Source organism: Streptomyces sp. NPDC001513 (assembly GCF_042894695.1).
Lineage (GTDB): Bacteria > Actinomycetota > Actinomycetes > Streptomycetales > Streptomycetaceae > Streptomyces.
In genome coordinates this window covers 338,667-358,442 of sequence record NZ_JBIAVU010000002.1, presented here as the reverse complement: position 1 = coordinate 358,442, position 19,776 = coordinate 338,667, and the positions used below count along the sequence as shown (strand labels likewise).

Annotated in this window: 16 protein-coding genes and 3 pseudogenes; 10 read left to right on the top strand and 9 right to left on the bottom strand. The window is 71.8% G+C overall.

The window, feature by feature from the left end; translation table 11 throughout:
* Positions 1–68 precede the first annotated feature (68 nt).
* Positions 69–797 (top strand): carbonic anhydrase, encoded by a 729-nt coding sequence (locus ACFYZ4_RS05230; protein ID WP_351288379.1) that lies wholly within the window; start codon positions 69–71, stop codon positions 795–797.
* Between the two features lie 137 nt (positions 798–934).
* On the top strand, positions 935–2,932 hold the full coding sequence (locus tag ACFYZ4_RS05225; protein ID WP_390783107.1) for a flavin monoamine oxidase family protein: 1,998 nt from the start codon (positions 935–937) through the stop codon (positions 2,930–2,932).
* A gap of 47 nt (positions 2,933–2,979) precedes the next feature.
* Here ACFYZ4_RS05225 and ACFYZ4_RS05220 read toward each other — a convergent pair whose 3' ends face one another.
* Positions 2,980–4,920 (bottom strand): NAD-binding lipoprotein, encoded by a 1,941-nt coding sequence (locus tag ACFYZ4_RS05220; RefSeq protein WP_390783106.1) that lies wholly within the window; start codon positions 4,918–4,920, stop codon positions 2,980–2,982.
* An 803-nt stretch (positions 4,921–5,723) separates the two neighbouring features.
* Here ACFYZ4_RS05220 and ACFYZ4_RS05215 point away from each other — a divergent pair.
* Positions 5,724–6,614, top strand: a complete 891-nt coding sequence (locus ACFYZ4_RS05215; RefSeq protein ID WP_390783105.1) for an EamA family transporter — start codon at positions 5,724–5,726, stop codon at positions 6,612–6,614.
* A 24-nt stretch (positions 6,615–6,638) separates the two neighbouring features.
* Here ACFYZ4_RS05215 and ACFYZ4_RS05210 read toward each other — a convergent pair whose 3' ends face one another.
* Positions 6,639–7,226 (bottom strand): hydrolase, encoded by a 588-nt coding sequence (locus ACFYZ4_RS05210; RefSeq protein ID WP_351288389.1) that lies wholly within the window; start codon positions 7,224–7,226, stop codon positions 6,639–6,641.
* Positions 7,227–7,333: 107 nt separating this feature from the next.
* Positions 7,334–7,897, bottom strand: a complete 564-nt coding sequence (locus ACFYZ4_RS05205) for a dihydrofolate reductase family protein (RefSeq protein ID WP_351288391.1) — start codon at positions 7,895–7,897, stop codon at positions 7,334–7,336.
* A 35-nt stretch (positions 7,898–7,932) separates the two neighbouring features.
* Between ACFYZ4_RS05205 and ACFYZ4_RS05200 the strand changes: the two genes are divergently transcribed.
* On the top strand, positions 7,933–9,048 hold the full coding sequence (locus ACFYZ4_RS05200; RefSeq protein ID WP_390783104.1) for an enoyl-CoA hydratase/isomerase family protein: 1,116 nt from the start codon (positions 7,933–7,935) through the stop codon (positions 9,046–9,048).
* Between the two features lie 8 nt (positions 9,049–9,056).
* Here ACFYZ4_RS05200 and ACFYZ4_RS05195 read toward each other — a convergent pair whose 3' ends face one another.
* Both ACFYZ4_RS05195 and ACFYZ4_RS05190 read right to left on the bottom strand, forming a co-directional pair.
* Positions 9,057–9,818 (bottom strand): TetR/AcrR family transcriptional regulator, encoded by a 762-nt coding sequence (locus tag ACFYZ4_RS05195; protein ID WP_390783103.1) that lies wholly within the window; start codon positions 9,816–9,818, stop codon positions 9,057–9,059.
* 70 nt (positions 9,819–9,888) lie between these two features.
* Positions 9,889–10,167 carry a hypothetical protein gene (locus ACFYZ4_RS05190; RefSeq protein ID WP_390783102.1) on the bottom strand — a complete coding sequence of 93 codons (279 nt, stop codon included), beginning with the start codon at positions 10,165–10,167 and terminating at the stop codon, positions 9,889–9,891.
* 3 nt (positions 10,168–10,170) lie between these two features.
* On the opposite strand from ACFYZ4_RS05190, the gene ACFYZ4_RS05185 reads away from it, so the two are divergent.
* Positions 10,171–10,458 carry a TetR/AcrR family transcriptional regulator C-terminal domain-containing protein gene (locus tag ACFYZ4_RS05185; protein ID WP_390783101.1) on the top strand — a complete coding sequence of 96 codons (288 nt, stop codon included), beginning with the start codon at positions 10,171–10,173 and terminating at the stop codon, positions 10,456–10,458.
* Between the two features lie 25 nt (positions 10,459–10,483).
* Here the strand turns inward: ACFYZ4_RS05185 and ACFYZ4_RS05180 are convergent, their stop codons facing one another.
* Both ACFYZ4_RS05180 and ACFYZ4_RS05175 read right to left on the bottom strand, forming a co-directional pair.
* On the bottom strand, positions 10,484–12,388 hold the full coding sequence (locus ACFYZ4_RS05180; protein ID WP_390783100.1) for a helix-turn-helix domain-containing protein: 1,905 nt from the start codon (positions 12,386–12,388) through the stop codon (positions 10,484–10,486).
* Between the two features lie 7 nt (positions 12,389–12,395).
* Entirely contained in the window at positions 12,396–13,781 is a 1,386-nt protein-coding gene (locus ACFYZ4_RS05175) for an MFS transporter (RefSeq protein ID WP_390783099.1), read from the bottom strand.
* A 275-nt stretch (positions 13,782–14,056) separates the two neighbouring features.
* Here ACFYZ4_RS05175 and ACFYZ4_RS05170 point away from each other — a divergent pair, with 275 nt between their 5' ends.
* The 3 genes and pseudogenes from ACFYZ4_RS05170 to ACFYZ4_RS05160 all read left to right on the top strand — a co-directional run.
* A complete protein-coding gene (locus ACFYZ4_RS05170) occupies positions 14,057–14,257 on the top strand; it encodes a hypothetical protein (RefSeq protein ID WP_351288401.1) in 201 nt (66 codons plus the stop codon).
* Between the two features lie 92 nt (positions 14,258–14,349).
* Positions 14,350–15,701 (top strand): annotated as a pseudogene (lpdA, locus tag ACFYZ4_RS05165) (dihydrolipoyl dehydrogenase); the annotation flags it as partial.
* Between the two features lie 40 nt (positions 15,702–15,741).
* A pseudogene (locus ACFYZ4_RS05160) lies at positions 15,742–15,911 on the top strand (alpha/beta hydrolase); the annotation flags it as partial.
* Positions 15,912–16,018: 107 nt separating this feature from the next.
* Here the strand turns inward: ACFYZ4_RS05160 and ACFYZ4_RS05155 are convergent.
* Positions 16,019–16,786: a hypothetical protein gene (locus ACFYZ4_RS05155; protein WP_384341342.1), complete on the bottom strand. Its 768-nt coding sequence runs from the start codon at positions 16,784–16,786 to the stop codon at positions 16,019–16,021.
* 166 nt (positions 16,787–16,952) lie between these two features.
* Between ACFYZ4_RS05155 and ACFYZ4_RS05150 the strand changes: the two genes are divergently transcribed.
* Complete coding sequence (locus ACFYZ4_RS05150; RefSeq protein WP_390783098.1) at positions 16,953–17,435, top strand: hypothetical protein; 483 nt, start codon at positions 16,953–16,955, stop codon at positions 17,433–17,435.
* A 106-nt stretch (positions 17,436–17,541) separates the two neighbouring features.
* Here the strand turns inward: ACFYZ4_RS05150 and ACFYZ4_RS05145 are convergent.
* Positions 17,542–18,097 (bottom strand): annotated as a pseudogene (locus tag ACFYZ4_RS05145) (CBS domain-containing protein); the annotation flags it as partial.
* 273 nt (positions 18,098–18,370) lie between these two features.
* On the opposite strand from ACFYZ4_RS05145, the gene ACFYZ4_RS05140 reads away from it, so the two are divergent.
* Entirely contained in the window at positions 18,371–19,462 is a 1,092-nt protein-coding gene (locus ACFYZ4_RS05140) for a zinc-dependent alcohol dehydrogenase family protein (protein WP_390783097.1), read from the top strand.
* Positions 19,463–19,776: the final 314 nt, after the last annotated feature.

Below are 19,776 nucleotides of genomic sequence, written 5' to 3'. Positions count from 1 at the left end.
ACCGTGGGGGCGCGCTGAGACTGGACCCGCGTGTGAAGGGTCAGGAACGGCGGACGACAGGATCCGGCATGTCCCCACGACACGAGGCCCCGGACAGGCGCCGGGTGATACGGGCGGTGCTGACCGGTGTGGTGGCGGTGGGCGCCGGGCTGGGGTCCGGTTCCCGCGGGACCCCGAGCGTCGTCCGCGCCGCGGGAGCGGCGGCGTCGCGGCCCACCTCGCCCGAGACCGCGCTCGGCGCCCTGGTGGCGGGGAACGCGCGCTGGCGCACCTACCACGAGAGCCATCCCGACCAGACGCGGACGGTGCGCCGGACCCTGGTCGCCGGGCAGCACCCCTTCGCCGTCGTCCTTGGCTGCGTCGATTCCCGCGTTCCCCCGGAGCTGGTCTTCGACCAGGGCCTCGGCGACCTGCTGACCGTGCGGTCGGCGGGCGAGGTCCTGGACGAGGCGGTGCTCGGAAGCATCGCGTTCGGGGTCCTGGAGCTCGGCATCCCGCTGATCGTCGTCCTCGGGCACCAGTCGTGCGGGGCCGTCGCCGCCGCCGTCCGGGCCGACGAGGGGGGACCGCCGCTCCCGGGCCACATGCAGTACCTCGTCGACCAGATACACCCCGCGATCGACCGTACGCTGCGGGGAGCGGCCCGGATCGACGCGACGATCACCGCGAACGTGCGTCTGGTGCGGTCGCGGCTGGGGGCGGAACCCGAGCTGGCGGCCAGGGTCACGGCCGGGAAGCTCGCCGTCGTCGGGGCCCGGTACGAGCTCACGAGCCAGCGGGTGCGCGGGATCCGCTGACCGGCCCCGAGCCGCCGTTCCGGGCACGAAACCCCGTTCGTCAGCGCCGGGTTGACCGCCCCGCACGTCCGGGTGATCATTTCCCGCCCGGGCCGCTTTCGGCGTCCGGGCAGAGGGCGGGCATCGAGAGTTGACCCATGATCACGGACTCTTCCCCCACGCCCGACCCCGCGGACGGCCCCACGCCCGGCCCCACGCCCGGCCCCGCCGCGGCGGCGACCGACAGCGCGCCCGCGCCCGCCTCCGCCCGGCGCCCCTCCCGCCGTACCGTCATCGCGGGCGCCGTCGCCGTCGCGGGCGCCGGCGCGCTGTCGGTCGCCGCCGCGAACGCCGGGACCCCGCAGGCCCCTTCCGGCTCCGCGCGCCCCGACTGGGACACCTGCCTGACCATCGCCCGGGCGATTCTCGTACGGGACGAGGACGACCAGCCCCTGGTGCCCCACTATGCGGACGTCCTCCTGAAGACCGGCCTGCCCCGGTCCCGCAGCCGCAAGAAGGTGCTGATCGTGGGCGCCGGGCCGGCCGGGCTCACCGCCGCCCACCTGCTGCGCGAGGCCGGCCACCAGGTCACCGTCATCGAGGCCAACGGCAACCGGGTGGGCGGCCGGATCAAGACCTTCCGCACCGGCGGCCACGAGAAGTCCGGCGCCGCCTTCGCCGACCCCAAGCAGTACGCCGAGGCCGGCGCCATGCGCATCCCCGACAGCCACCCGCTGGTCACCGGGCTGATCGACAGCCTCGGCCTGAAGCGCCGGCGCTTCCACCTGGTCGACGTCGACGGCTCCGGCCGCCCCGCCCACCGTACGTGGATCTTCGTCAACGGCATCCGGGTCCGCCGCGCCGACTACGCGCGCAGCCCGCAGGCCCTCAACCGCTCCTTCGGCGTCCCCGCGGCCTACGAGTCCCTGCCCGCCGCGCAGATCGTGCGCGATGCCTTCGCCCCCGTGCGCAAGGAGATCGAGGGCAAGAAGGACAAGGCGCTCGTCGAGGGCTGGGCCCATGTCGTCCAGCGCTACGGCCACATGTCGATGTACCGCTACCTGACCGAGGAGGCGGGGCTCGACGAGCGCACGATCGACCTGATCGGCACCGTCGAGAACCTCACCTCCCGGCTGCACCTCGCCTTCATCCACAGCTTCATCGGGGCCTCGCTGATCAGCCCCGACACCGCCTTCTTCGAACTGCCCGGCGGCACCGCCACCTTGGCCGACGCGCTCTACGCCCGGGTCGAGGACGTCGTGCGGCTCGACCGCCGCGCCACCCGGATCACCCACGGGGAGGGCAAGGTCACCATCGACACCGTCTCCGAGGGCCGCGCCGGAGCCGTCCGGCGCGAGAGCTTCACCGGTGACACCGCCATCGTCACCGTCCCGTTCTCCGGACTGCGGCACATCCCGGTCGCCCCCGCCCTCTCCTACGGCAAGCGCCGCGCGATCACCGAACTGCACTACGACGCCGCCACCAAGGTGCTGCTGGAGTTCAGCCGCCGCTGGTGGGAGTTCGACGAGGTCGACTGGAAGCGCGAACTGGAGGCCGTGAAGCCCGGCCTGTACCGGAACTACCAGGTCGGGCGGACCCCGGCGGACGGGATCCTGCTGGGCGCCCACCCCTCCGTACCCAAGGGCCACATCTCCGAAGCCCAGCGCGCCCACTACGCCGCCTGCCGCGCCACCTCCCGCGACCAGCCCGAGGCGGCCCACGTCATCGGCGGCGGCTCGGCCACCGACAACCCCAACCGGTTCATGTTCCAGCCCTCCTACCCCGTCGAGGGAAGCCCGGGCGGCGTGGTGCTCGCCTCCTACAGCTGGTCCGACGACGCCCTCAAGTGGGACTCCCTGGACGACGCGGAGCGCTACCCGCGGGCCCTCGCCGGCGTCCAGGAGGTCTTCGGGCAGCGGATCGAGGTGTTCTACACTGGCGTCGGACGCACCCAGTCCTGGATGCGCGACCCGTACGCGTACGGCGAGGCCTCCGTACTCCTGCCCGGCCAGCACACCGAGCTCTTCCCGCACGTCCGCAAGGCCGAGGGCAACCTGCACTTCGCGGGCTGCCACACCTCCGTCAAGCCGGCGTGGATCGAAGGAGCCCTGGAATCCGCGGTACGCACCGCCCTGGAGGTCCACACGGCGCCCTGACCGGCCGTACCGGGCCTGCCCCCGCCCCCCGGCCCCGCCGGCCCCGCTCAGCTTTCGGCGAGCACGATCAGCCAGTCGTGCTCGCCGAAGCGGATCCGCTCCCGCTTGTCGGGGTTGAGCCGCACTCCGAAGTCGGGGCCCGTGGCGGCCCGTGCGCGCAGGCGGTAGCCGACCGCGCATTCACCGCGGCGGCGGGCCGACTCGACGAGGGTGGCGAACGCCACCTCGCGGCCCGTCCGGACGTAGTCGGAGACCGGCTTCAGGTAGAGCTCGTTCCCCTCCGCCCTGAAGAGTTCCTCGAACACGTCGGCCAGGTGGCGGCTCTCCGAGATCTGGGTCATGAGGAGACTGATGAGCCGGCCGCTGACGATGAAGTCGGCGCCCTCGCGGGCGGGGGCCAGCAGCCGGTTGCCGTCGTCCGACATCTCGGTGGTGAGCGAGAGCTCCCGCTGCGCGGCCTCGCCGATCGCGCGCAGGTGCAGCAGCGTGACCAGCGTGCGGTCGTCCGTCCCGGTGCCGTCGTCCGTCCCGGTGCCGGCGGCGGTGCCGGTGGCGGCCCCCGCCTCCGTCCCGGTCGCCGCCTCGCCGATGACGATCACGCTGTCGTACGACGGCACGTCCAGCTTGGCCAGGACCAGGGGATCGGTGATGTCCCCGCTGTGGAAGGACACTTCGAGGCGGCTGCGCACCGCGGCGGCCTCGGGGCTGGTGTGCAGGGTCGTTTCGCCGCCGAGTGCCACCACGTCCAGGGTGGTTCCGGGGCTCACGAACTGGTCGAGCTGCTCCAGGACGAGCGGGGCGCGGCGGTTCCAGCCCAGGAGGAGCAGGCGTTCGGGCAGCGGGGGCCTCGGGCGGGCCGTCACGATGGCGTCCTCCTCGACCCAGACGGCCGCGTCCAGCGGCACGGCCGTGTCGTCGTCCTCGGAGATGAGGACGATCCGGTCGCCCGCGGTGATCGCCGTACCGGGGTCCGGGTTGAGAACGACGCTGCCGTCGCCGCGCAGCAGGCCCACCACCGAGGACGTGGTGAACGCCAGAAGGGCCTCGCCGAAGGTGCGTCCGGCGAGCCCCCGGGCGGCAGCGGTGTAGAACTCGTCGCCCGCGAAGTCCAGTAACTCCTGGTAGACGAGGGAGAGTCCGGGCTGGCGGGCGGTCTGTACGAGGAGCCGCGCGATGATGTCGTCGACGCAGAGGACGTGCCCGCCGGGCCCGGCCGCGAGCCGGGCGGTGAGGTGGTTGCGCGTGTCACGGACGGCGGCGACCACCACCGCGTCACCGGGCCCGGGGACCGCCGCGTCGAGGGCGAGCAGGGTCTTCACCACGTGGGCGTCGCCCGTCTCCCCGGCGGGCGGCAGCACGAGCACGGCCTTCGCGGTCTGCGGGCTCACCCGGGCCAGCACCGTGGGATCCGTGGTGCGGCCGCTGCGGCAGATGATCCTCGTCGGGCCGGTCCCCGCGACGGAGGTGGAGATCTCGTCCTCCATCTCCACCTTGTCCCTCGGGGCCAGCACGGCGACGACCGACCTGCGCCGGTTGGCGTTGGCGGCCACCAGCTCCCCGATCACCGGGAAGATCTGATCGGACCAGCCGAGGACGACGGTGTGGCCCGACTCCAGCACGGTGGAGTGCCCGCGGCGCAGCGCCATGATCCGTTCGTTGATGCCGGTGGTGATCAGGCTGACCAGCGTCGACACGAACAGCAGCGCGACCAGGGCGAGCGTCACCGAGGCGAGCACGTAGACGGGGGAGCCGACCGCGCCGCCGATCTTGAGGGTCTGCCCGACGCTGACCCACACGGCCGTGAGCCGGCCGGAGAGGGTCGTCGGAGCGCCGCGGTCGGCCCAGACGAGCACCGTGCTCGCCGGGATCACGACGGCGAGGCAGGCCAGGGCGAGCCAGCCGATGAGCGCGGCGGTGCCTCCTGCCACCAGATGGTCGAACCGGTACCGGAGGCGCAGCCGCAGGGACTTCGTGTGCTGCTGTGCCATGCGGACTCCCTCGTCTTCCGCGCTGCTAACCCACAGGAGTCCTCCCGGTTACGGGTGGACCCCCCTCGGACCGCCCGGACCGCCCGGGCCGTTCGAACCGGTCCGGTGGGAAGGCGCCGACCGGCAGCTCGGTGGCTCCCTCCAGGGCCAGTTGGGCCGCGGCGGGACCGATGGCCGGTGCGTGCTCGAAGCCGTGCCCGGCGAACCCGCCGCACCCCACCGTGCCGGGCCGTCCCGGGTGCCGATCAGCGGGCCGCCGCACTGGTCGAGGAGTCCGGCCCCGCCGGCACCTCGGTGCCGGATGTCCCGCACGCGTCCCGGATCCGGGCGGGTCACCTGGAATTCGTCTCCAGGCCACACCCGGGGTGGCCCGGGCTGGCAAGATCATCGGGTTGACCCCGACCGGCGGACCGCCCGCGCCTCACCAGGCGCGGGGCAGCGGTTCCGTCTGCGCCCTCGTCCCTCGCGCACCACCCAGCGCCGCGAAGCACCGGCCGCTTCGCATGCGCAGTACGGCAGGGACGAGGGGCCCGTAGCGATGATGCTCGAAGGACTGGGGCCGGACCGGCCGGGTCCGGGAATCGGCCGTCCCGCTCGGCGCGGACCCGAGCGGGACGAACAGGGACTCACCCGCCGGCAGCAGGAGTTGCTCCGGCTGCTCGGCGAAGGACTCACGGACGCGGCGGCCGGCAACCGGCTGGGCGCTGCTGCGTCGTGGCTCGCCCCCGCGGCCCCGCCCCCTCCCTCACCCACATCCCTCGGACCGGCTGCACGCCCTCCGCGTCCGCCCTCTGGAGTCGTTCATGGACACCCTCACGCCCCTGGCCGTCGCGGCCTCGCCCTCCTTCGGGGCGCTCGTCCCCGTCGTCGTCCTCTTCGCCGCGCTCATGCACGCGAGCTGGAACGCCGTGGCGCACGCGATCAAGGACAAGCTGCTCGGCTTCGCCCTGATCAACCTGGCGTACCTGCTCTTCGCGATCGTGGCGGCCTGCTTCGTCCCGGTGCCGTCCGCCGCCGCCTGGCCCTTCATCGCGGGCTCGGCCGCACTCCAGGTCCTCTACCAGCTGATGCTGCTCCAGGCCTACAAGCTGGGCGACTTCGGCCAGATGTACCCCATCGCGCGCGGTACCTCGCCCTGGGTGGTCGCCGTGGTCGCCACCCTGCTCCTGGGCCAGGCCCTGCCCGGCGGGGAGTTGACGGGCGTACTCGTCATCTCGGCGGGGCTGATCGGCCTCACCCTGGCGAACGGAGTGCCGGGCCGCAGCCAACTGCCCGCCCTCGCCGCCGCCGTCGGCACCGGTGTGCTGATCGCCTGCTACACGCTGCTGGACGGGGTCGGCGTACGCCACTCCGACACCGTGTCCGGGTACGTCGCCTGGACCCTGCTGCTGCAGGCGCCCGTCATTCCGCTGATCGCCTTCGCCGTCCGCCGGCGCTCCCTGCTGACCGAGCTGCGGCCGGTCGCGGCCCGCGGCCTGATCGGCGGCGTGCTGTCGCTGTCCGCGTACGGGCTGGTGGTCTGGGCCCAGGCCCACGGCTCACTGGCCAGCGTGTCGGCGCTGCGCGAGACGAGCATCGTCTTCGCCGCCCTCATCGGCAGTGTCGTCTTCCGCGAACGCCTCGGCCGGGTGCGGCTGGCGGCGAGCGCCACCGTGCTGGCGGGCATCGTCCTGCTCAACGTCACCTTCGGCTGACACGGCCCAAGAAGCCGACACGGCCTAAGAAGGGGACCGCAGGGCCGCGATGACCTCGTCGGTGCTGCTGACCTTGCCGATGCGCGGGAAGATCTTGCCGAAGGTGTGGGCGTGGGAGTCGGCGTCGGTGTCGGCGGTGGCGTCCTCCGCGAAGACCAGGTCGTAGCTGAGCTCCCACGCCGTACGGGCGGTGGACTCGACGCCCGCGCTGGTGGAGATGCCGGCCAGCACGATGCGGTGGATGCCGCGGCGGCGCAGCTGGAGGTCGAGCTCGGTACCGGTGAAGGCGCCCCAGTGCCGTTTGGTGACGACCGCGTCGCCGAGGGCGGCGAGCTCGGCGGGGATCTCGGAGAACGCCGGGGGCGGGGCGGCGGCCGGACCCGGGCGGTCCACGTTGGAGGTGGGCAGATCGCCGCCGTCGGGGGACCAGGCCACCTTGACGAGGACCACGGGCAGCCGGTGGGCGCGGAACGCCTCGGCGAGCGCGATCCCCTTCGCGAGGATCTCGGGCGCGGGCCGGGCGATGGGCATGCCCAGGATGCCCGTCTGGAGGTCGATGAGGACCAGGGCCGTGTCCTCGCCGAGGGTGAGGCGGTTCGGGTCGTCGGTCACGGGGCCTCCGTCGGGGGGTTGCTGCACGGGACATCTCCGAAGACGAGGTACTGACACGGACGTGCTCCGGGTCGGCCGGCTCCGGGGCCGGGCGGATGCCGGGGAGCCTACGGGCGGCCGTAGCGCAGGAGCACGACGCCGTTGCCGAAGGTGTGGGTGCCCTCCAGGCGCAGCGGTACCGTGCCGCTGTCGACGGGCGGGAAGAGCGGTTTGCCGCGGCCGATCCGCACCGGGTGCACGAGGATGGTGTAGGCGTCCACCAGGTCGTGGCGCAGGAACGACGCGGCGAGGTCCGCCCCGCCCAGGACCAGGTCCCCGCCGGGGGCGGCCTTGAGCGCGGCGACCTCCTCCGGTACGACGTCCCGCACCACCGTGGTGTTCCAGTCGGCCTCCCGCAGGGTCCGCGAGTACACGTACTTCGGCATGGACCGCCAGATCCCGGCGAATTCGGCCTCGGGCCCACTGGCTTCCGGGTCGGCGTCGGCCGTCGGCCAGTAGTCCGCCATCAGCTGGTGCGTGACGCGGCCGCTCAGGAAGGCGCCCATCCGGCGGAGTTCGTCGTTGAGGAACTGGTGCAGCTCGTCGTCGACATGGTGCCAGTCGATCTGCTGCTCGGGACCCTCGATGTACCCGTCGAGGGACACCATCGACATGAGGATGATCTTCCGCATACCGCCGACCCTACGTCGCGGACATACTGATCGCTGTGAAGAGCGAAGACGACACCGCCGGGAACTCCGGCAGCACGGGCAGCACCGACAGCACCGACAGCACGGTCCTGCTCCACGTCGAGGGCCGGACCGGGGTGGTCACCCTCAACCGCCCCAAGGCCCTCAACTCCCTCACCCACCCCATGGTGCTGCGGATCGACGAGGCGCTCGCCGCGTGGGCGGAGGACCCCGCCGTCCACCAGGTCCTGATCCGCGGGGCCGGGGAGCGCGGGCTGTGCGCGGGCGGGGACATCCGCGCCATCCACGACGACGCCAAGGCCGGGGGCGTCGCCTCGGCGGACTTCTGGCGTGACGAGTACCGGCTCAACGCCCGTATCGCCCGCTACCCCAAGCCGTACGTGGCCCTCATGGACGGCATCGTGATGGGCGGCGGCGTCGGGATCTCGGCCCACGGCACCGTCCGCATCGTCACCGAACGCTCCCGCGTCGCCATGCCCGAGACCGGCATCGGCTTCGTCCCCGACATCGGCGGCACCCACCTGCTGTCCCTGGCCCCCGGGGAGCTCGGCACGCACCTCGCGCTCACCGCCGCCGCCGTGGGCGCCGCCGACGCGCTGCTGTGCGGGCTCGCCGACCACTTCGTACCGGCCGACCGCCTGCCGGAGCTGACCGCGGACCTCGCGACGGCCCCCGCGCACGAGGTGCTGCCCCGGTACGGCGAGGCGCCGCCGCCCGGCGAACTCGCCGAGCGGCGCGCCTGGATCGACCACTGCTACGCGGCCGACACCGTCGAGGAGATCGTGGACCGGCTGCTCGCCCAGGGCGTGCCTGCGGCCAAGGAGGCCGCCGAGGCGATCCTGGCCAAGTCCCCGACCGCGCTCAAGGTCACCCTCGCCTCGCTGCGCCGGGCCGCGGCCCTCGGCTCCCTGGAGCCGGTGCTCGCCCAGGAGTTCCGCGTGTCCTGCCACGCCCTGCGCTCGCCCGATCTGGTCGAGGGCATCCGGGCCCGGGTCGTCGACAAGGACCGCCGGCCGCGCTGGTCGCCGGCCGACCTGGCGGAGGTGTCCGGCGCGGACGTGGAGCGGTTCTTCGCCCCGCTCGGGGAGGGCCGCGAACTGCGCCTGCCCGAAGGCGGGCTCAGCCGCGGCTGAGCCGGACCTCAGCCGCCGCCGAGCCGGACCTCCAGGCCGTCCAGGACCCGCTGGAGCCCGTAGTCGAAATTCTCCTCGCGCATCCGCGCCGGGTCCATGCCGTGCTTCGTCGCGGCGTGTTCGTGCGTCAACGGGTGCTCCTCCAAGGCCTCCTGGGCCGCGGGCAGCAGCGACTCCAGCCACTGCGCCTCGCTCTGCCCGCTCCGGGCGAGGAGGGAGAGGTAGGAGGCCTCGCTCATGGTGGCGCCGATGACGTAGGAGATGACGGCCTTCATCGCGAGCTCCGCCTCGCCGGACGGGAAACCGGCCGTCCGCGCCAGCCGCAGCATCCGCTCCGACAGGCGCATCAGGTTCGGGCCGAGGTACGCCAGCCCGACCTGGCCGAGGACGGAGGCCACCCAGGGGTGGCGCAGGACCATGTCGCGCAGGCTGTGACCACTGCGCGCGAGGGCCTCGCGCCACGCCCCGGGGTCGGTGATCTCCGGCACCTCCAGCTCGCCGTAGACCTCGTCGACGACCAGCTCGATCAGCTCGTCCTTGTTGGCCACGTGCCGGTAGAGGGAGGTGGCGGCGGCCCCCATGCCGGTGCCCAGCTTGCGCATGCTCAGCGCCTCGATGCCGTCGGCGTCGAGCATGCGCACGGCCGCCGCGACGATCTGGTCCCGGCTGAGCGCCGGCTGCTGCTCCTTGCGGCGCGGGCGGGTCCAGACGGAGGGGACCGGGGAGGCGGCGGACGCGCCGGGGCTCTGCTGCTTCTCGTCGGCTGGCATGCCACCAGCCTAACGCACGTGCGAACGCCGTACGCATAAGGCGTACGGCGTTCTCGGCCTGCGCCGGGTCCTAGCCGGAGACGGAGACGTACTCCCGCAGGTGGCGGGCGGTCAGCGTGTCCGCCTCGGCCACCAGGCGCGCCGGGGTGCCCTCGAAGACGACCTCGCCGCCCGCGTGCCCGAGGCCCACGTCGCCGAGGCGGCCGAGGACGGCCCGGGCCTGGCCGGTGGTGAAGAAGGCGTGGGCCTCCGGCACCGGCATGTCGAGGACCTCGCCGATGTTCCTGCCGCGCAGCCGGTCGGTGAGGACCTCCGCGGTGAACCGCCTGCCCTCGCACTTCTCGCACACCGAATGGACGCCGCCCTCACCCACCTCCTCGGCTTCGTCCACGCCAACGCGCTGGCCGCCGCCGACGATGCCGCCCACAACAGCCGCCAGAGCAAAAAGGACTGGTGGGCCGTCAGCGAACCCCTGCTGGAGCGGGCCCTCGACCCGGAGCGCTACCCGCTCGCCGGCCGCGTGGGCAGTGCGGTCGGCGGATACCACCCGGAGACGATCTGGACCTTCGGCCTCCAGCGCGTCCTGGACGGACTGGCCCGCCTGATCGTCTCCCGGCCCGCCCCGGAAGCCACCCTGTAGGCGGTCTCTTTCGGATCCGGCCTCCTCAGAGCCCGTGCGTGAGGCGGTGCAGCCGCAGCGCGAGCTGTATCTCCAGGGTGCGCGCCGGGGAGTTCCAGTCCTCGCCGAGGAGCCGGCCGACCCGGTCCAGGCGCTGCACCACGGTGTTGACGTGGACGTGCAGCGCCGCCCGCGTCCTGCTCAGGCTCGTGCCCTGCGCGAAGTACGCGTCCAGGGTGTGGACGAGGTCCGTGCCGCGCCGGGCGTCGTAGTCGAGCAGCGGACCGAGCGTGTTCCGTACGTACCCCACCAGATCCGCCTGATCGCCGAGGAGCACGCCGACGAAACCGAGCTCGGACACGTCCCCGCCCCGCCCGATGTGGCCCAGCGCGCGCAGCGCGGACAGGCAGCGGTGCGCCTCACCGTGCGCGCCGGACAGCCCCGCCGGCCCCGTGGCCGGGCCCGCGGCGCCGACGGTGACCGGGGAGCCCACGGCCTGACTCAGCTCCATCGCCAGCGCCTTGGCGGTCGGGCCGGGCGCCCCGACCGGCGCGACGAGCACCACGTGGTCGTGGTGGATCCCGGCAAGAGCGCCCCGCGCCGGACCCGTGCGGGCGGCCGCCGCGAGGAGGCGGTGGCGGGAGGCCACGTCGCCGTGCATGACGAAGACGGAGTGCGGCCGGGACAAGTCCACACCGAGGCGCCGGGCCCTGGCCGCCAGGGCGCCCGGGTCCGTACTCAGGGCGAGGAGGTCGGTGAGGAGTTCGCCGCGCACCCGGTCCTCGGTCTCCGCCACGGACCGGCGCAGCAACAACAGCAGCGCGGTCACGACGCTCGCGCGCTCGAACAGCAGCCGGTCCGTGTCCGACAGGCCGGCGCGCCCGGTCAGGGCGAGGCTGCCCAGCAGTTCCGGACCGGCCAGTACCGCGCACACCCAGGTCCCGTCCTGCGGCACGGCCCGGCCGCTCGCCCGGGAGGCCTCCACGGCCTCGGCGGGCGGGGGCACCGGCCCGGTTCCGGCCCTGGCGAGCTCGGCCCCGTGGGCGTCGTGGATGACGAGGGCGCCGTCCAGGATGGCGGCGATGGCGGCGGCCACCTCGTCGGCCCCGCCACCGCGCAGGACGAGGTCGGTGAGCTGGTCGTGGGCCCGCTCCGCCCGGCGCACGTCCTCGCTGTGGGCCCGGATGGTCTCGGACGCGGAGTTGAGATCGGCCAGGGCCGCCCGGGTCTCCTCCAGCAGCCGGGCGCCGTCGATCGCGATGGCGGCGTGGTCGGCCAGCGAGGACAGCAGCGCCACCTCCTCCGGGGAGAACTCCCGGGGAGCGCGGTCCGCCGCGTACAGCACGCCGATGATCCGCGCGCCGACGCGCAGGGGCACGCCGAGGATCGCCCGCAGCCCCTCCTGCCCGACCGCGCCGTCGATGGCGGACGTGTGGTGGAAGCGGGAGTCGGCCTGGTAGTCGCCCGTGGCGTACGGACGGGCGGTCTGGGCGACCAGGCCGCCGAGACCCTCGCCCATGCCGAGCCTCACCTGCTGGAACGCGGCGGCGACCGAGCCGTCCGTGACCCTCATGTACGTATCGCCCGCGGCCTCGTCGTTGAGGGAGAGATAGGTGACGTCGGTGCCGAGCAGCAGCTTGGCCCGGTGGACGATCGCCCGCAGCACGGCGTCGAGTTCGCGCAGCGCGGCCAGGTCGCTCGCCGTGTCGAACAGCGCCGTCAGCTCGGCCTCGCGCCGACGGTGCTGACCGAGGGTCCGCCGGATCCGCAGGGCCACCCCCGTGGCCTCGGCGATGTCGGCCAGCTCGCCCGCCGGGGCACCGGCATCCCGGGCCTCGGCGGCCGGACGGGCGTAGTCCTCGGCCGGTGCGCCCTCGGCCAGCAGGTCGAGCAGCCGGCGTACGGCGGTGTGGGAGTGCTGGGTGCCTGGTGGTGTCACGGCGGGGAGCATACGGGGATCAGCTGCCGATCGGCTCGGAGTCCCGCAGCCTGTGGCCCGGTTCCGCGGCGGCGGACGGATTCCCGTCCACGGCCAGGTCGCGGCCGCGGGTCTCCCTGGCCACCCAGACGGTCACGGCGGTGACGAGCGCCGCGAGGCAGAGGTAGAGGGAGACCGGGGTGGAGGTCCCGTACTCCTTCAGCAGCTCCACCGCGATGATCGGGGCGAGCGCGCCGCCGACGATGGAGGCGAGCTGGGAGCCCATCGAGGCGCCGGAGTAACGGACCCTGGTGTCGAACATCTCCGAGATGAAGGCGGCCTGCGGGCCGTACATCGCGCCGTGGAACAGCAGGCCGACGGTGACCGCGAAGGCGATGGCGGGGAAGGACCGGGAGTCCAGCAGGGCGAAGAAGGCGAACGCCCAGCCGGCCATGCCGAGTGCGCCGATCAGGGTCACCGGGCGGCGGCCCAGCCGGTCCGAGAGCGCCCCCCACATCGGGATGGTGACGAAGTGGACCGCGGAGCCGATCAGCACCGCGTTGAGGGCCTCGCTCTTCGGGAGCTGGAGGTGGACGTTGACGTAGACCAGCAGGAACGCCGTGAGGACGTAGTACGAGATGTTCTCGCCGAAGCGCGTGCCCATCGCGGTGAGCACCTCGCGCCAGCTCCTGCGGAACACCTCGACGACAGGGGCCTCGTTCTTGACGCCCGCCGCCGCCTGCTCGGCGGCCTTCTCGCGGGCTTCGAGGAAGACCGGGGACTCGGTGACCGAGATGCGGATCCACAGGCCGATGACGACCAGGACGCCGGAGAGCAGGAAAGGCACGCGCCAGCCCCAGGCGAGGAAGGCTTCGTCGGACTGGACCGCGGCGAGCAGTGCCAGCACACCGGTGGCGAGCAGGTTGCCGCCGGGAGCGCCGGCCTGCGGCCAGGAGGCCCAGAAACCGCGGCTCCTGTCGCCGCCGTGCTCGGACACCAGCAGGACGGCGCCGCCCCATTCGCCGCCCAGGGCGAAGCCCTGGACCAGCCGCAGGAGGGTCAGCAGGACGGGAGCGCCGACGCCGATGGAGGCATGGGTCGGCAGCAGGCCCATCGCGAAGGTCGCTCCGCCCATCATCAGCAGGCTGATCACCAGCAGCTTCTTGCGGCCGATCCGGTCGCCGAAGTGGCCGAACACGACACCGCCCAGCGGCCGGGCCGCGAACCCGACCGCGTACGTCAGGAAGGCCAGCAGGGTCCCGACCAGCGGGTCACTGGAGGGGAAGAAGAGCTTGTTGAACACCAGCGCGGCGGCCGAGCCGTAGAGGAAGAAGTCGTACCACTCGATGGTGGTCCCGACGAGACTTGCGGCGACGATCCTTCGGATGCCGGACGGAGCCTGCGGGTCGGCTGCGGTGGGGGCCATGTGAACCACTTCCAGGATGTCTGCGGGGACGTCGGTGTGGCCACAACGTAGAAGTCCACAGGTCAACGGCATATGTGGCCGGTCATCACAATCAAGCACATCCAGATGTGCCCAACCACCACACGACCTGAACCGATTCCTTGGGCCCCTTCTGGAGGGGGTGGGCAAGCACTGCCGGAATTGCAGAGTTGCGCCTGTTGCGGGGGTGTGGTCCCGGCTCCCGTGCTGGTTCGGTGCTGGTTACCCAGCGTTGACCATGACGCCGGCGAAGTCCGGTGCCTCGTATCCGGTCCCTGAGCGAAGACTTCGCCTACGCCAACGAGTGGCTCAACGCCCTCGGCTACCGCGCCGACATTCCCGCCACCCGGAAAATCCACCCCGCCGCGATGGACTTCGGCACGTGGCTGGAGCGAACCGGTGCCTCGCGGATCGCCGTGCTCCTGGACTCCACGGGCACCGCAGGGCAGGACGCATGAGTGCCGGCATCCCCGGCCTCGGACGCGTCGGGATCTGGGCGGGGGGCTTCCCCGGACGGTTTCTGCTCGGCCTGTGGGACAGCCACCCCAGCCTGGCCGAGGACATCCGACTCGGAGCCGGGCCCGGGGGCTATGTCGCCGCCGTCCGTGCCGCCCAACTGGGCAAGCGTGTCGCCGTCGTGGAGGAGAGGTACTGGGGAGGTGTCTGCCTGAACGTGGGCTGCATCCCGATCAAGGCCCTGCTGCGCAACGCGGAACTGGCCCACATCTTCACCCATGAGGCGAAGACCTTCGGCATCAAGGTCGAGGGAGAGGTCACCTTCGACTACGGCGAGGCTTCCCGGGCAGCCGCGCGGTCGCCGACGGCCGGGTCAAGGGGGTCCACTACCTGATGAAGAAGAACAAGATCACCGAGGTGGACGGCCGCGGCACCTTCCTCGACCCGCGCACCCTCCAGGTCACCGGTTACGACGGCAACACCCGCACCATCGGGTTCGACCAGTGCATCATCGCCACCGGCGCGACCCCCAAGTTGCTGCCCGGTACCAAGCGCAGCGCGCGCGTGGTGACCTTCGAGGAGCAGATCCTCGCTGATGACCTCCCGTAGTCCATCGTCATCGCCGGGGCGGGTGCCATCGGCATCGAGTTCGCCTACGTACTGCACAACTATGGTGTGAAGGTCACGATCGTCGAGTTCCTGGACCGTGTCGCTCCGCTGGAAGACGCCGAGGTCTCCGCCGAACTCGCCCGCCAGTACCGAAAGCTGGGCATCGAGGTCCTCACCTCCACTCGGGTCGACGCCATCGACGAGTCCGGGCCCCAGGTCCGCGTCTCCGTCACCGGGAAGGACGGCACCCCGAAGGTCCTGGAGGCCGACAAGGTCCTCCAGGCGATCGGCTTCGCACCGAACGTCACCGGGTACGGCCTGGAGCACACGGGCGTGCGCGTAACCGACCGCGGCGCGATCGAGGTCGACGGCCGCTGCCGCACCTCCGTCCCGCACATCTATGCCATCGGTGACGTGACCGCGAAGCTCATGCTCGCCCACACCGCCGAGGCCATGGGGGTGATCGCGGCCGAGACGATCGCCGATGCCGAGACCATGGAACTCGACTACGCGATGATCCCTCGCGCCACCTACTGCCAGCCGCAGATCGCGAGCTTCGGCTACACGGAGGCCCAGGCCCGTGAGCTCGGCTACGACGTCAAGGTCGCCAAGTTCCCCTTCACCGCCAACGGCAAGTCCCATGGCCTCGGCGACACCACCGGATTCGTGAAGCTGATCAGCGATGCCAAGTACGGCGAGCTGATCGGCGGCCACCTCATCGGCCCCGACGTCACCGAACTGCTTCCCGAACTGACTCTGGCCCAGCAATGGGACCTCACCGTCCACGAGGTGGCCCGCAACGTCCACGCCCACCCGACCCTGGGCGAGGCCGTCAAGGCGCGCCTCGACAACAAGGCACTTCCGAAAGGCAACACCTGTGCACTCTCTGCGGTTCACCGCCGAGTCGTCGTCGAACGGCATGCTCGAGCGCGATTTCACCCTGGGCGAGGTCCCCGGAGTTCTCTGATCGCCGGCTTCCGGCGCCGATGGCGCGCCCCTGGTCCTGATGGGTCACGGCGGCGGGGCCACAAGAAGCACCCGGCGATGTTGGCATAGCGGGGGAGGAGCCGGCCGCAGTCATCCTGCCCGCGGAGCTGGTCCGCCGCGAATCGGCGTAGCCCGCTACGCGTCGCCGGGAGCGTGCCGGCGACACGCTACGAGGAGGCCGGGGTGTCATGGGCCGCGTCGGTGGAACGCAGTAGGCGCAGGAACGCCTTCACACCCGCGATGATCTCCTGGTTGTCGGTGAGGCGGTTCACCGTGGACTCGAACTCCCTGCCCAGCGCGGTGATCCTGCGGTTCGTCTCCTCGGTCCGCTCGTAGGTGCTCATGGCCAGCGCGTCCACGGTGCGGCGCAGTTCGGCGAGGGCCCGGTACTGCTCCTCGGCCTTCTCCTCCAGGGCCTGTGTCCCGGCCTCGGCGCGGTTCAGTCGCTTGTGCAGTTCGACGACGTCGTCCCTCGGGTACGTGACGTCCTTCAGGAGGGCGCCCAGGCGCCGCCGGAGCTGGCCGAAGTAGGCACCGGCCGGCCGGAAGAAGGTGCTCAGCAGGAAGAACGCGACGAACCAGTAGCCCGTGAACTCGTCCGTCGCCCAGGTGGCCGCCAAGACGGCCGCTGCCGTGAGGATGTGGCCCGCGATCGCCGCGCGGAGCATCGTGCGTGCGATGCGCGCGGCCTCGGCATCCCGGGCCGGGGAGACTTCCATGCCCTTCTCGCGGCTCACCGCGATCTCGGCGAGCACCGCGTGCGCGCGGAAGTACAGGTTCCAGGGCAGCGTGAGCAGGAGCAGCAGCCACAGGAGGCTGAGCGCGCCGGCCCCGACGGCGAACACCACCGCGGGCGGTGCCCCCGCCACGTAGGCGAAGATCAGTGCCGCGACCGCCACCACGACTGCTGCCGCCACCCCCAGAGACCTACCCATGCCCCCGCCTCCCGTCCGCACGTCCGGACGGCCCATGCTCCTCCGGGCTGGTACGGGCCGGCATGAGTAGGCGTACTCAAGTTCGCGGTAGCGGCAGGGTGAGTCCACAGCCGGGCCACAGGTCAAGGACAGTCCGCGCCTGGAGAGGTCGCCTAGCGTGCCGGACATGGGTGAAAACAGCATGAACAGGCGACGAGTACTGATTCTTGGCGGCGCGGCCGTCGGCGCGGCCGGAGCTGGGTTGGTCGGCTGCGGGAGCTCCGTCCGGAGCACCGCGGCTTCCTCCCCCTCCTCATCGGGTGCGGTGTCCTTGGGGTTGGGGCAGTGCGTGCTGATGTCCAATGTGACCGAGGGGCCGCACTACCTGGACGGCGCCTTGGTGCGCAAGGACATTGCTGAGGGCAAGAAGGGTGTTCCGCTCACCGTGCGGCTGACGGTGCAGGACACCACCGAATCGTGCGCCCCCGTTCCGGGGGCGGCTGTGGAGATCTGGCACTGCGATGCCTGGGGTTACTACTCCGGCTGGACCACGGGCGCGGCAGCGGGAGGCGCGGCAGGTGTGGTGCGTTCCAGGATGACGGTCATGGTGGAGACCTGTCCCCGGGCCGCTCACAGTTCGACGGCCCGGCGTATTGATCGCCGGAAATGACACCTGAGTTGCATCCGATGCGCGAAATACTCCCGGTATTTCCACCCTACTCCGGCGCGGAGATCCAAAGGGGTTCTGACCAGGTATTTTCGTTGAGGCCGAGGATTTATGCTCCGGCAGTCTGCGCGGCCGACGTGGTCAGGGCGCAGTTGACGTCGACCACGCCTTCCACGGCGCGTGCGAGACGTGCTGCCACCGGGATGAGCGATGCGTCGAGGATGCCGCCGGAGAGGGTGACCACGCCGTGGTGGACATCGACCCGCACCCGGTGCTGTGCGAGCGGGAACAGCCGGCCGACCACCTCGCGCCTTATCTCGTCCGCGAGTTCACTGTCCGGGCGTAAGAACACCTTGAGCAGATCGGTACGGCTGACGATGCCCTGGAGGGTGCCGGCCGGGTCGACGACCAGGAGTCGTTTGATGTGCGTTCCGCCATGAGCCGGGCCGCCTGGGCCAGGGAGGTGTCGGGCCGAACGGTGACGGCGGGGTCGCCATCAGGTCTTTGGCCAGGGTCGAGCCGGCCTTCAGCGTGTCACCCAGCCGCCGCATTTGCTCGATGAGACCGGGGTCGTGATCGCGGAACTCCTCTTTCGGAAGCAGATCGGCTTCCGAGACCACACCGATGACCTTGCTGGTGCCCTTGCCTTCGATGACCGGTACTGCCTCGTCATCACGTCGCGGACGAGATGCGGACTGGAGGTCATGGCGTGGTCCTCGATGAGAAAGCAAAAGGTTCCCCGTGTTGCCCCGGAGATCGGCGGCCGTCCTCCGGTGAAGGAGACCCCGCCAACCACCATCACACGTCCACGGCAAGGGCGGACGGGCCTGTCAGTCCCGTGTACGGGACCGTCCGGCCCTGTCCGGGAGCCGAGCGGCGGGGACAGTATGAAGTGACCTTTGCCGAACGGGGCACGGGAGACATAGAGAGGCGGCGTCATGAGGGCACTCGTTTTCCAGGGTCCGGGGCGCACCGCGTGGCAGGAGGTGCCGGATCCTGCCCTCAAGGATCCCACCGACGTGATCGTGCGCGTCGATGCCGTGACCATCTGCGGTACGGACCTGCACATCGTCAAGGGGGACCTGCCGGAGGTGACTCCCGGCCGGGTGCTCGGTCACGAGGCCGTGGGCACGGTGGTGGAGATCGGCGGTGACGTCCGCTCGGTGCGGCCCGGTGACCGGGTGCTGGTCTCCTGTATTTCCTCGTGCGGCCGGTGCCGGTTCTGCCGGGAGAGCCGCTACGGACAGTGCCGCGGGGGAGGCGGCTGGGTGCTCGGCCACACCATCGACGGCACCCAGGCCGAATACGTCCGTGTACCGTTCGCCGACCTTTCCGTGTACCCGCTGCCGAGCACGGTCGACAGCGCCGACGCCGTCCTGCTCGCGGACATCTTCCCCACCGCCTACGAGGTGGGAGTGCTGAACGGCAACGTGCGGCCCGGGGACACCGTTGTCGTGGTCGGCGCCGGACCCGTCGGACTCGCGGCCATCGCCACGGCGCGGCTCTACTCGCCGGCCCGTGTCATCGCCGTGGACCTCGAGCCGTCCCGGCTGGCGAGGGCCCGCGAGCTGGGGGCGGACGCGGTCGTGAACGCCGCCGAGGAACCGGAAATGCTGGTGGGCGACCTGACCGACGGTCTAGGTGCGGACGTCGTCATGGAGGCCGTCGGCATGCCCGAGGCCTTCGAGATGTGTACCCGCATGGTCCGACCGGGCGGCCGGGTCGCGAACATCGGCGTCCACGGCAAGCCGGCGACCTTGCACCTCGAAGACCTGTGGATCAAGGACGTCACCATCACCACCGGGCTCGTGGACACCTGCTCCACGCCGATGCTGCTACTCATGCTGGCGGCCGGCCGGCTGCCGACCTCGCCGCTGATCACCCATCGTTTCGAGCTGGGACGGATGGAAGAGGCGTACGAGGTGTTCTCGCACGCCGGTGAGACGGGCGCGCTGAAGGTCGTCGTACTGGGCGGTCCGCGCCACGACGACCTGGCCGTATCGAACCCGTCGCGCGTTCAGAAGACGTGACGGCAACAGTGCTGATGTGGGGGCCGGTCGGCCCCCTCCTCTGGTCCCGTCGGCCCTGCCAAGTCAACGTCCCACGGGGTGACTCTGGAGTGCGGACCCCTTCCGGTTCCGCTCCCGAAGAGGTGATCCGCCATGCCTCGCATCCAGATCTCGGCACCCCGGCCACGGCCGCACCGTCCCCTGCCCCTCGACCTGCGCACGCCGTCGTGGCGCGTCCTGCCGTACTGAGAAAGCAGTAGGGAGGCAGGCCCATGAGCGCACAGCGGATCCGCGCCGAGGCCCGTTGGATCGGCGCCGAACTCGCGGCGACCCAC